Origin of the sequence: Pseudomonas sp. S4_EA_1b (assembly GCF_016307435.1) — a bacterium.
In the GTDB taxonomy this organism is placed as follows: Bacteria; Pseudomonadota; Gammaproteobacteria; order Pseudomonadales; family Pseudomonadaceae; genus Aquipseudomonas; species Aquipseudomonas rhodesiae.
This window is the reverse complement of sequence record NZ_JAEILC010000089.1, coordinates 37,979-49,932: the sequence shown is the minus strand read 5'-3', so window position 1 is coordinate 49,932 and position 11,954 is coordinate 37,979. Positions and strand designations below refer to the sequence as shown.

11 protein-coding genes are annotated in these 11,954 nt (G+C 57.9%); 5 read left to right on the top strand and 6 right to left on the bottom strand.

Annotated elements, in window-relative coordinates; genetic code table 11:
• Positions 1-10 precede the first annotated feature (10 nt).
• A complete protein-coding gene (gene rarD, locus YA0848_RS25000; RefSeq protein WP_034097981.1) occupies positions 11-892 on the top strand; it encodes an EamA family transporter RarD in 882 nt (293 codons plus the stop codon).
• A gap of 63 nt (positions 893-955) precedes the next feature.
• Here rarD and hppD read toward each other — a convergent pair whose 3' ends face one another.
• Entirely contained in the window at positions 956-2,032 is a 1,077-nt protein-coding gene (hppD, locus tag YA0848_RS24995) for a 4-hydroxyphenylpyruvate dioxygenase (RefSeq protein WP_034097982.1), read from the bottom strand.
• Between the two features lie 448 nt (positions 2,033-2,480).
• Between hppD and YA0848_RS24990 the strand changes: the two genes are divergently transcribed.
• A complete protein-coding gene (locus YA0848_RS24990) occupies positions 2,481-4,037 on the top strand; it encodes an EAL domain-containing protein (RefSeq protein WP_034113776.1) in 1,557 nt (518 codons plus the stop codon).
• 190 nt (positions 4,038-4,227) lie between these two features.
• Positions 4,228-4,590 carry a histone-like nucleoid-structuring protein, MvaT/MvaU family gene (locus YA0848_RS24985; RefSeq protein WP_034097985.1) on the top strand — a complete coding sequence of 121 codons (363 nt, stop codon included), beginning with the start codon at positions 4,228-4,230 and terminating at the stop codon, positions 4,588-4,590.
• Positions 4,591-4,701: 111 nt separating this feature from the next.
• Here the strand turns inward: YA0848_RS24985 and YA0848_RS24980 are convergent, their stop codons facing one another.
• Positions 4,702-5,238, bottom strand: a complete 537-nt coding sequence (locus tag YA0848_RS24980) for a DUF4946 domain-containing protein (protein ID WP_040268397.1) — start codon at positions 5,236-5,238, stop codon at positions 4,702-4,704.
• 195 nt (positions 5,239-5,433) lie between these two features.
• On the opposite strand from YA0848_RS24980, the gene gloA reads away from it, so the two are divergent.
• Complete coding sequence (gene gloA, locus YA0848_RS24975; protein WP_034097989.1) at positions 5,434-5,955, top strand: lactoylglutathione lyase; 522 nt, start codon at positions 5,434-5,436, stop codon at positions 5,953-5,955.
• 51 nt (positions 5,956-6,006) lie between these two features.
• Here the strand turns inward: gloA and ahpF are convergent, their stop codons facing one another.
• From ahpF to YA0848_RS24960, 3 genes are all read right to left on the bottom strand, one after another.
• The gene (gene ahpF, locus YA0848_RS24970) at positions 6,007-7,572 is read right to left on the bottom strand and encodes an alkyl hydroperoxide reductase subunit F (RefSeq protein WP_034097991.1); all 1,566 of its coding nucleotides are present in this window, start codon (positions 7,570-7,572) and stop codon (positions 6,007-6,009) included.
• A 132-nt stretch (positions 7,573-7,704) separates the two neighbouring features.
• A complete protein-coding gene (gene ahpC / locus YA0848_RS24965) occupies positions 7,705-8,268 on the bottom strand; it encodes an alkyl hydroperoxide reductase subunit C (RefSeq protein ID WP_003191303.1) in 564 nt (187 codons plus the stop codon).
• A gap of 133 nt (positions 8,269-8,401) precedes the next feature.
• Positions 8,402-9,334 carry a site-specific integrase gene (locus YA0848_RS24960; protein WP_198731445.1) on the bottom strand — a complete coding sequence of 311 codons (933 nt, stop codon included), beginning with the start codon at positions 9,332-9,334 and terminating at the stop codon, positions 8,402-8,404.
• Between the two features lie 170 nt (positions 9,335-9,504).
• On the opposite strand from YA0848_RS24960, the gene YA0848_RS24955 reads away from it, so the two are divergent.
• Positions 9,505-10,512: a DNA-binding protein gene (locus YA0848_RS24955; RefSeq protein WP_040268400.1), complete on the top strand. Its 1,008-nt coding sequence runs from the start codon at positions 9,505-9,507 to the stop codon at positions 10,510-10,512.
• Here YA0848_RS24955 and gorA read toward each other — a convergent pair whose 3' ends face one another.
• Complete coding sequence (gene gorA / locus YA0848_RS24950) at positions 10,513-11,871, bottom strand: glutathione-disulfide reductase (protein WP_184316309.1); 1,359 nt, start codon at positions 11,869-11,871, stop codon at positions 10,513-10,515.
• Between the last annotated feature and the right edge of the window lie 83 nt (positions 11,872-11,954).

Here is an 11,954-nt window from a genome sequence, read left to right as displayed (position 1 = left end):
CGAGGACAGCGTGTCTAAAGGTGTGGTGTTATCGGTGTCGGCCTCGGTGTTGTTTGCCGTGATGTATTACTTCACGTCCTTGCTCACGCCATTGAGCGGCCTGGAGATTTTCGGCTGGCGCATGTTGTTGACCGTGCCGTGCATGACAGTGTTCATGGTGGTTAGCGGCGAATGGCGGCAAGTACGGGAACTGCTGCGCAGGTTGGCGGCCGAGCCTCGTTTGATCGCTGGCGTGGTGGTGTCGTCGGCCCTGTTGGGGGTGCAATTGTGGCTGTTCATGTGGGCGCCTCTCAATGGCCGCAGCCTGGATGTGTCGGTGGGTTATTTCCTGCTGCCGCTGACCATGGTGCTGACCGGGCGCCTGGTATGGGGCGAACAATTGTCGTATCTGCAAAAGATCGCGGTGTTTTTCGCTGCCCTCGGCGTGCTGAACGAGCTGTACCAGGCCGGTGGTTTCTCCTGGGCGACGTTGGTGGTGATCATCGGTTACCCGCTTTACTTCATTGCGCGCAAATACCTCAAGACCGATCATTTGGGCGGCCTGTGGCTGGACATGGCGCTGATGCTGCCCGTGGCCTGGTGGTTTGTGCAGAGCGGCGAACAGGGCTTTGCAGTGATGGATGCGCAACCGAAACTCTATGCGCTGATTCCGATCCTCGGCCTGATCAGCGCCTCGGCACTGGTGAGCTACATCATCGCCAGTCGTTTGCTGGCTTTCAGCCTGTTCGGCTTGCTCAGTTATGTCGAGCCGGTGCTGTTGCTGGTAGTGGCGCTGCTGCTGGGCGAAGGGATCAAGGCGGGCCAATGGCTGACCTACATTCCGATCTGGATCGCGGTCATGGTGCTGGTGTTTGAAGGGTTCAAGCATTTGGTACGCCAGCGCCAGCCGTAACACGCAGGCGCTAAAAAGCCCGACCAGGGTCAACTCTGGTCGGGCTTTTTTCTACGCGTGGGTTCAGTCGGTGGTCAACACACCGCGCCGAACCTGATCACGCTCGATGGATTCGAACAAGGCTTTGAAGTTGCCTTCGCCGAAACCGTCGTCGCCCTTGCGTTGAATAAACTCGAAGAACACCGGGCCCATCAGGGTTTCCGAGAAGATCTGCAACAGCAGACGCTTGTCGCCCTCGATCGAAGAACCGTCCAACAGGATTCCACGGGCCTGCAACTGGTCCACCGGCTCGCCATGGTTCGGCAAGCGACCTTCGAGCATTTCGTAGTAGGTGTCCGGTGGCGCGGTCATAAAGCGCATACCGATTTTCTTCAACGCATCCCACGTCTTGACCAGGTCATCGGTGAGGAACGCCACATGCTGGATGCCCTCGCCGTTGAACTGCATGAGGAACTCTTCGATCTGCCCGGCGCCCTTGGACGATTCTTCGTTCAGCGGGATGCGGATCATACCGTCCGGAGCGCTCATGGCCTTGGAGGTCAGGCCGGTGTACTCGCCTTTGATGTCGAAGTAACGCGCCTCACGGAAGTTGAACAGCTTCTCGTAGAAGTTGGCCCAGTACACCATGCGCCCGCGGTAGACGTTGTGGGTCAGGTGGTCGATAACCTTGAGACCGGCGCCTTGCGGGTTGCGGTCTACGCCGTCGAGAAAGACGAAGTCGATGTCGTAGATCGAACTGCCTTCACCGAAACGATCGATCAGGTACAGCGGCGCGCCGCCGATGCCTTTGATCGCCGGCAGGTTAAGCTCCATCGGGCCAGTTTCGATATGGATCGGCTGCGCGCCCAGTTCCAGTGCGCGGTTGTAGGCTTTCTGGGAGTCCTTGACGCGGAACGCCATGCCGCACACCGACGGGCCGTGCTCTGCGGCAAAGTAGGAGGCGATACTGTTGGGCTCGTTGTTGAGGATCAGATTGATCTCGCCCTGGCGATACAAGTGCACATTCTTGGAGCGGTGGGTGGCGACTTTGCTGAACCCCATGATCTCGAAGATCGGCTCCAGGGTGCCGGGCGTCGGCGATGCGAATTCGATGAACTCAAAGCCCATCAGGCCCATTGGGTTTGCGTGTTGGTCGGTCATGTTCGGTGCCTCATCCTGCTCTTTGAAATAAAGAGTCTGATTAAAGAAAAATCAATTGCCAGCAAGGATGAGGTGCAGGGGTGGCGCGCAGGACAGGCCTCGCACGCTGCGGGCGAGGAAGTCACCAAAGATGAGGGGGGAGCCGAGTCGCTTCATGGTTACATCAGTCTCTGACGGCTTTAGGCTTGCGTGAGCGCAAGTCATATTCTTGTATGCGTAAATCGATTCTACACAGCGTAACCTGGTTTGTCCGTACTCTTATCAAATCCCCATTGCCCTGGCGCGTGCAAGAGGTTTGTTGCACAGGTAGATACGTCAACCACCTGGCCAATATCGACAACGCACGAAGCCTGGATCACGCGAGCATATTCGAACCCAGCCATCTATCATCGGAGCATTACCGAGCGTTTCGCCGGTCACGCTCTCTGCGCAATAGGCCCCAGAACCCATGCCTCTCAGTGTCCAAGGCCCTCGAAAGCCGATCACCCGTTACTGCATCAGCCTAATATGCGCGCTGCAGCCGATCCTGCTAGGCGTGCTTATTCTGCATTGGCAGGCCGAACGCACCTTGGAGCAAAGTAGTGCGCAGACAGCGCAGGAAGCCGTGCGCCAGTTCGATCTGATGCTCGACAACACCGCCCTCGCCGCCCAATCGCTGCTGCCCCTGGCCGGGCAACCGTGCGACAACGGCACGCAGTTGGCGTTGCGTGAGCAAGTGACACGCCGGCCATTCGTGCGGGCGACCACCTTGTCCTGGCAAAAGAATATCTATTGCACGTCACTGTTCGGCGGTGACCACGTCTCGCCGGTCAATCCAGACGATTACGTAGACGGGCGCCTTTGGTTGATGAATGGCAACCCGGTCACGCCTGACACAGCGCTGCTGGTCTACCGCCTGGTAGACGGCGACAAGGCCGCGTTCGCCTCCATAGACGGGTACCACCTGACCAACGCGCTGCGCCTGATCAGCCGGTATGCGCAATTGATCCTGCAGGTCGGGCCGCACTGGCTCGACGATCAAGGCCGGGTCCACGAGACACTGCCACCGGTATTTGCGGTGGCTCATCACCACCTGGTGTCGAAGCGTTATCACTACAGCGTCGACGCCGGCATGCCAGCGGGTGAAGTGTGGCGATATATGCAAGCTCGCTATCCTGCGCTGTTCAGCCTGGTGGTGTTTTTTGGCATGTTGGCGGGCCTATTCGCCCATTGGCTGCAAAAGCGCTCCTCGGCACCGACCCATGAGCTGCAACGGGCGTTGGGCGCCAATGAGTTCATTCCTTATTTTCAACCCGTGGTGCGCGGCGATACCCGCGAATGGGCCGGCTGTGAAGTGCTGATGCGCTGGCAGCACCCCAAGGAGGGCTTGGTTCGGCCGGATCTGTTCATTCCGCTGGCCGAGGATAGCGGCCTGATCGTGCCCATGACCCGCGCCCTGCTCTGGCAGACCGCCGCTCAATTGGCGCCTCATGCCTCGCGCTTTGCGCCGGGGTTTCATATCGGTGTGAACATTACCGCGCGCCACTGCCAGGATCTGCAACTGGTGGACGACTGCCGTGAATTCCTCGCCGCATTCGTCCCCGGCCAGGTCATTCTGGTGTTGGAGCTGACCGAACGCGAGTTGATCGAGCCCACCGACGTCACGCGACGCCTGTTCGACGCCTTGCATGAGCTTGGGGTGATGATCGCCATTGATGATTTCGGCACCGGCCATTCCAGCCTAGGCTATTTGCGCAACTTCAATGTGGACTACTTAAAGATCGATCAGAGCTTTGTCGCCATGATCGGTGTGGACGCACTCTCCAGCCATATCCTGGACAGCATCATAGAGTTGTCCGGCAAGCTCGATTTGGGCATTGTCGCCGAGGGGGTAGAAACAGCGCAGCAGTGTGAATACCTGGCCGCTCGCGGGGTAGACTATCTTCAAGGCTACCTGTTCGGCAGACCCTTACCGTGCGATGAATTCATTAAATCCTTGGCCAGCGATTCAATAGTCATGCATTAGTGATGCGCAAATAATGTTACTGAGACAAAGGACATGATTTACTCGTGACGGATTAACTACTACAATTTTTCTTGCCTGTGCTGAACTCGCAGGATGCTTCTTCTTAGAGTCTTAGAGTCACCTTAAAGCGCTTGGGTTGGAGCTTTTTTCCCAGTTGATATCAGCCAACTACACTATTGGAGTACCGATTTTGTCCAAACTCGCCGAATTTCGCGCAGCAGAAAGAGCCCTTCAAGAGCAACTGGCCCAGCTGGAGTCCTTGAAGAACGACGCTAGCCTGAAGAAAGAAATCGAATTCGAAGAAAAACTCCAAGGGCTGATGAAGACCTACGGCAAGAGCCTGCGCGATATCATCGCAATCCTGGATCCTAGCCTGAGCAAGGCCAGCGCGGTCGCCTCCGCGCCTAAACAGCGCCGCGCACGCGTGGTCAAGGTTTACCAGAACCCGCATACCGGCGAACTGATCGAAACCAAAGGTGGCAACCACCGTGGCCTCAAAGCCTGGAAAGAAGAGCACGGCGCGGAAACCGTTGAATCCTGGCTGCGCAAGTGATCCACACGCACTAATAAAAAGCCCCGCACATGCGGGGCTTTTGTTATTCAAGGGTTCACAAGCGGACTTAAATAAAAGTTCATTTTGTTCAAAAACGTTCGTCGCACATGCTTAGAGTTTCAGGCTATCGCGCACCGAACTGACTTCGTTCTTGCTTGTGTCATAGGCTTGGGCTTGGCCGGCGTATGAAAATACATATGCTTTGTCAGTATCGACCGCACCCACCAATGTTTGTGACAACACATGCCGCCCGTTCTCGGTGATCACGCAAGTAGTTTCCAGTGCGTCGAGGCGGCTCAAGGTCGTAGGGTGCATCTTGGTGCACACGCTTTGATAGCCGCCTTTGGCGAAGTCTTTTTGAATAGACTTACGCATCTCCAGCAAAACGCCTTGAAGATTAACTTTATGTCCCGCTTCTATCGGCGTAGCGGTCAGTTCCATGACCATCAAAGTCTGGCCATTCTCGTCATTCTTGATCGCCCGCTGTCGGGACACGGCCTTAGCGCTGACGGGAGCATCGCCATCGGGCGTCACCTCTTCGATTTGCCAGCCGCTGGGCCAATGAACTTCCGGCTCGCCAGCCAACACCCACTGACTGGTCAACAGCACACATACAGCAATCAACAGCGGTTTACGACAGTCAATCATTGCGAAAACACCCCAGGGACCAGCGGCAAAGTGTGAGGCCCGCCACCTACCGGTCGCAAGGCCTACGCGGGCTTTTTCATTTGGCGCGGCGGACGGGCCTTGCGTATCATGGCCCAGCTGCATAAATGCTTGCCGCAAGCCAAGGGAGCACTCCACGCTGGAGTCGCGTTTGCCCCATTTTTTTCTGGAGGGCCCATGAGCCTGCACGAACTGAACACTTTCCCGGGCGTCACCGCCCAGCCTGATACCGCCACCACGAACTTCGTGTTCAACCACACCATGCTGCGGGTCAAGGACATCACCCGCTCGCTGGATTTCTACACCCGCGTCCTGGGGTTCTCCCTGGTTGAAAAGCGCGACTTCCCGGAAGCTGAATTCAGCCTGTACTTCCTGGCGCTCGTGGATAAATCCCAGATCCCGGCCGACGCGGCCGAGCGTACTCAGTGGATGAAGTCGATTCCCGGCATCCTGGAACTGACCCACAACCACGGCACCGAAAACGATGCGGACTTTGCCTACCATAACGGCAACACTGATCCGCGTGGTTTTGGCCATATCTGCATCTCGGTACCAGATATCGTTGCCGCCTGCGAGCGTTTCGAAGCCCTGGGCTGTGACTTCCAGAAACGTCTGACCGATGGCCGCATGAAAAGCCTGGCATTTATCAAAGACCCGGACGGTTACTGGGTCGAGATTATTCAACCCGCACCGATGTAAACGAAAAAACCCCATGATCGCTCATGGGGTTTTGCATTTCCGGGCCTGTATTTATGCTGGCGCGGAGGTGCGGATCAGGTGGTCGAATGCGCTCAAGGAGGCCTTGGCGCCCTCGCCCACGGCGATCACGATCTGCTTATACGGCACAGTAGTGACGTCGCCGGCGGCAAACACGCCAGGCAGTGAGGTCTCGCCACGGGCATCGACGATGATCTCGCCACGCGGCGTCAGCTCCACCGTGCCTTTGAGCCAATCGGTGTTGGGCAGCAGGCCGATCTGTACGAAGATACCTTCCAGGTCGAGGGTCTTGAACTCGCCGCTGTCGCGATCTTTGTACGCCAGGCCGGTGACTTTCTGCCCATCGCCTTTCACTTCGCTTGTCAATGCACTGGTGATCACGTCCACATTCGGCAGGCTGTACAGCTTACGCTGCAGGACTGCATCGGCGCGCAACTTGCTGTCGAATTCCAGCAGCGTAACGTGGCTAACAATACCCGCCAGATCGATGGCCGCTTCGACGCCGGAGTTGCCGCCGCCGATCACTGCCACACGTTTGCCCTTGAACAGCGGGCCGTCGCAGTGTGGGCAGAAACACACGCCCTTGGCCTTGTATTCCTGCTCGCCCGGCACACCCATTTCGCGCCAGCGTGCACCGGTGGCCAGAATCACGGTCTTGGACTTGAGGGTAGCGCCGCTTTCGAAGCGGATCTCGTGCAGTTCGCCGGCATTTTTTGCCGGGATCAGGCTGCTGGCACGCTGCAGGTTCATGATGTCCACGTCGTACTGGCGCACATGGGCTTCCAGAGCACTAGCCAGTTTCGGCCCTTCGGTTTCCTGTACCGAGATAAAGTTTTCGATGGACATGGTGTCCAGCACCTGGCCACCGAAACGCTCGGCGGCAACACCGGTACGAATGCCTTTACGCGCAGCATAGATAGCCGCCGAGGAGCCCGCCGGGCCACCGCCGACCACCAGCACATCAAAGGCGTCTTTAGCGCTGATTTTCTCAGCGGCTTTTTCGGCGCCGCTGGTGTCCAGCTTGGCGAGGATTTCTTCCAGCCCCATACGGCCCTGGCCAAAGTTGACCCCATTGAGGTAAACGCTGGGCACCGCCATGATCTGGCGCTCATCGACCTCAGCCTGAAACAGCGCACCGTCGATAGCAACGTGGCGGATATTCGGGTTGAGCACTGCCATCAGGTTCAGCGCCTGGACCACATCAGGGCAGTTCTGGCAGGACAGCGAGAAGTAGGTCTCGAAGCTGAACTCGCCTTTGAGGGCGCGGATCTGTTCAATCACTTCGACACTGGCCTTCGACGGGTGGCCACCGACTTGCAGCAGGGCCAGCACCAACGAAGTGAATTCATGGCCCATGGGGATACCGGCAAAACGCAGGCTGATCTCGGCACCCGGGCGGTTGATGGAGAACGACGGCTTACGCCCATCGTCACCATCGGTTTTCAGCGTAATCAGCGTGGTAAGGCTGGTTACGTCTTGTAAAAGAGCCAGCATTTCCTGGGATTTCGCACCGTCGTCGAGGGAGGCGACGATCTCGATCGGCTGGGTGACCCGTTCCAGGTATGACTTCAACTGAGCTTTAAGATTGGCGTCCAACATACGGGCGATTTCCTGTTCATTCGGTTTATTACAGTCGAAAAAAAACGCCCGAGCGAATCTCGCCCGGGCGTTTTGAGGGCGGTTGCAGCTTACTTCACAGGTGCGGAAACCCGCCCTAGAGACTTCACAGACTTAGATCTTGCCGACCAGGTCCAGGGACGGAGCCAGAGTGGCCTCGCCTTCTTTCCACTTGGCTGGGCACACTTCACCCGGGTGAGCGGCAACGTACTGAGCGGCCTTGATTTTGCGCAGCAGCTCGGAAGCGTCACGGCCCACACCGCCGTCGTTGAGTTCAACGATTTTGATCTGGCCTTCCGGGTTGATCACGAAAGTGCCACGGTCTGCCAGGCCAGCTTCTTCGATCAGCACGTCGAAGTTGCGGGAGATGGTCAGGGTCGGGTCGCCGATCATGGTGTACTGGATTTTGCCGATGGCTGGCGAAGTGTTGTGCCAGGCTGCGTGGGCAAAGTGGGTGTCGGTGGACACGCTGTAGATCTCGACGCCCAGTTTCTGGAATTCGGCGTAGTTGTCGGCCAGGTCTTCCAGCTCGGTTGGGCAAACGAAGGTGAAGTCGGCTGGGTAGAAGAACACCACAGACCATTTGCCTTTCAGGTCAGCGTCGGTCACATCTACGAAGCTGCCGTTTTTGAACGCAGTGGCTTTAAACGGTTTTACTTGGCTGTTGATGATAGGCATCGTTGACTCTCCGTCAGGGGTTAAGAAGTTGATGAGGTGAATCCTACCCAGTCTCTCGATAGATGGCTCATTGGCAAACCTGATGCTGGTGATTGGTTTTCCCTATCAGGTCACCCTATTAATAGAAGAAAACTTAAATCAATGGCTGATTAGCCAGCGTCATACCAAGAAAGGGCGTCGCTTCAACATAGCGCATGGCAGACTTGATGTCTTTCCAGCCTACATAGGTCATCAAGGCCTTGAGATCCCAGCCATTTGCCGTGGCCCAAGAGGCGAAGCCACGGCGCAGCGAATGGCTGGTGTACAGCTCGGCCGATATACCGGCGCGCTGTAGGATCTGGCGCAACAGCGGGATGACGCTGTTGGGATGCAAGCCCTCCTCCCCTACATTGCCCCAGCGGTCGATAGCACGAAACACCGGCCCGCGCACCAACGCCGCCGTACTCAGCCAATCGCCATAGGCCCGCACTGGGCACAGGCGCAGCAGAGCCGGGGTGTGGTAGGTCTTGCCCAGGTTGTCGCGATCACTTTTGCTGCGCGGCACATATAGGCTGATACCGGCCCCCGGTGTGACCTGCACATGCTCCACTTGCAAGCGGCATAGCTCGTCACTGCGAAAGCCACGCCAGAAGCCCAGCAGGATCAACGCCCTGTCGCGCGTGGCCCGCAGCAGCCGTGCCGTGTCCTGGGACTCGCTCGCCTCCTGCACCTCCTGCTCAAGAAATGCCACCACCTGCTCCAACTGTTGGAGTTGCAGCGGCTCGGCTTGCTTTTCCCGCGCCGGGTGCACCGCACGGATGCCCTTGAGCACCTTACGCACCACCGGCGCCTTGGTCGGATCAGGAAAGCCTTGGCTGGTATGCCACTGCGCCAACGCCGAGAGCCGCAACTTCAAGGTATTGACCGCCAGCACACCCGCGTGCGCGACCAGGTAGCGCGCCACGCTGTCGCTGGTGGCCGGCAGAAAGCCGCCCCAGCTCACTTCAAAATGTTCAATGGCCGCGCGGTAGCTACGGCGCGTGTTATCGCGAGTGGCGGCGTTGAGGTATCGATCCAGATCGCTCATGGAGGGCCTATTCGTACTGGAAGCGGGGACATTTGCGCTGGAGACGCGCATGACGCGGGATAATACGCCAATATCCCACCTGTTAAATCCATAATTTTAACGTGAAATAATCCATGTTATAGTACGTAACTACATATTACGTACCACAGTACTAAATCGACGGAGACCTCATGGCGCGCGGCGGCATCAATAAAGCAGTGGTTCAAACGGCACGCTTGGCGATCATCGCCAGAGGCGAACACCCCAGCATCGATGCAGTACGCATCGAAATGGGCAATACCGGCTCCAAGACCACCATTCACCGCTACTTGAAGGAGTTGGATGAGAGCGAATCACGCGTCACCATCACCGAGGCGCCCATCGACGAAGAGCTGAGCGAGCTGGTCGCGCGGCTGGCCCAGCGCCTCAAAGACAAGGCTCAGGAGCCGATCGACCTGGCCTTGGCGCAATTCGAACAAGAGAAAACCGCCCTGCACGCCCAGCTGCAAACCCTGCAGGACGCCCATCAGCAGCTTCAGCAGCAATTCGATATTCAAGCCGCTGCCCTGGCGGAAGAAAGCGCAGCCTTGCAAACCGCCAGTACCAGCCTGCAAACCGAGCAGACCCGCAATGCCGGGCTGAGCCAGGCGTGCAGCGATTACGAGTTGCGCCTCAACGACAAAGATGAGCAGATCCGCTCGCTGGAAGACAAACACACCCATGCACGGGATGCCCTGGAGCACTACCGCAGCGCCATCAAGGAACAGCGCGAGCAGGAACAGCGGCGCCACGAAGGCCAATTGCAACAAGTTCAGGCAGAGCTACGCCAGGCCCAGCAAAGCGCTATGGTGCGTCAGGATGAGATCACTCAGTTGCATCGGGATAATGAGCGGCTGCTGATCGAACAGCGGGTCACAGCGAAAGAGCTGGCGGCACTGCAGGAAAAATTCCAGAAAGATCAGACCGAGCGCCGCCAGCTCAGCGAACAGCTCAACCGTATCGACGGCGAGCGCACCTTGCTTCAAGAGCGTCTGCGCGTGGCGCTGCTGGACAGTCAGTCGCGACAGGCAGCACTGACTGAATACCAGCAAGCCAATAAAGCCCTGGAACTGGACCTGCTCAAGGCCCAGGCCAGTATCGAAGCCTTGCGTCTGGCCGCCGTCGTTGCAACGGCGCCAGAGGCCAAGCCCTCCGACTGATCAGTCGGCCACTGGCGTGCGCATGGTGACGAATTCTTCCGCCGCCGTAGGATGCACGCCTATGGTTTCGTCAAAATGCCGCTTGGTCGCGCCCGCCTTGAGCGCGATCGCCAGGCCCTGAACGATTTCGCCCGCGTCCGGGCCGACCATATGACAGCCCAACACCTTGTCGGTATCGGCATCTACCACGAGCTTCATCAGGGTCTTTTCCTGGCAGTCGGTCAGGGTCAGTTTCATCGGGCGGAAGCGACTTTCGAAAATCTGAACGTTATGGCCGTTTTTCTTCGCCTCCTCCTCTGTCAAACCTACAGTGCCGATATTCGGCAGGCTGAACACCGCTGTCGGAATCATCGCGTAATCCACTGGGCGATACTGCTCGGGTTTGAATAGGCGACGCGCTACGGCCATGCCTTCAGCCAGGGCAACCGGAGTGAGTTGCACGCGACCAATCACATCGCCGATGGCCAGGATTGAAGGCTCGGTGGTTTCATACTGGTCATTGACCTGCACAAAGCCACGCTCGTCGAGGGCGACCCCGGTGTTTTCCAGGCCCAGGTTGTCCAGCATCGGACGCCGACCGGTCGCATAGAACACGCAGTCCGCTTCCAGCACACCGCCATCCTTGAGCGTGGCCTTCAGGCTGCCATCGGCTTGTTTGTCGATGCGTTCGATATCGGCGCTGAACTGCAGGTCCAAGCCGCGTTTAGTCAACTCCTCCTGCAGATGCTTGCGCACCGAGCCGTCAAAGCCGCGCAAGAACAAATCACCGCGATACAGCAGGCTAGTCTGAGCGCCCAGGCCATGGAAAATCCCGGCAAACTCAACGGCGATATAACCGCCGCCCACCACCAGCACGCGCTTAGGCAACTCCTTGAGGAAAAACGCTTCATTGGAGCCAATGGCATGTTCGCGCCCTGGAATCTCCGGAATCTGCGGCCAGCCACCCGTGGCGATCAGGATGTGCTTGGCGGTAAAGCGCTCACCATTGATTTCCACCTGATGCGGATCCACCAATCGCGCGTGCCCTTCGTGCAGGGTCACGCCACTGTTGACCAGCAGGTTGCGATAGATGCCATTGAGGCGATTGATCTCGCGATCCTTATTGGCGATCAACGTCGCCCAGTCGAAATTCGCCTCGCCCAAGGACCAGCCAAAGCCGCTGGCCTGTTCGAAGTCTTCGGCAAAATGCGCGCCGTACACCAAGAGCTTTTTCGGCACGCAGCCCACGTTCACACAGGTGCCGCCCAGATAGCGGCTTTCCGCGACGGCAACCTTGGCGCCAAACCCTGCGGCAAAACGCGCCGCGCGAACACCGCCGGAACCGGCGCCAATTACATACAGATCAAAATCGTAGGCCATTTCACTCTCCTCGGCAGGACACCAGCATACCGACTTACATAAGGCTGAAAAACGAAAAAGCCACCCGAAGGTGGCTTTCTCTT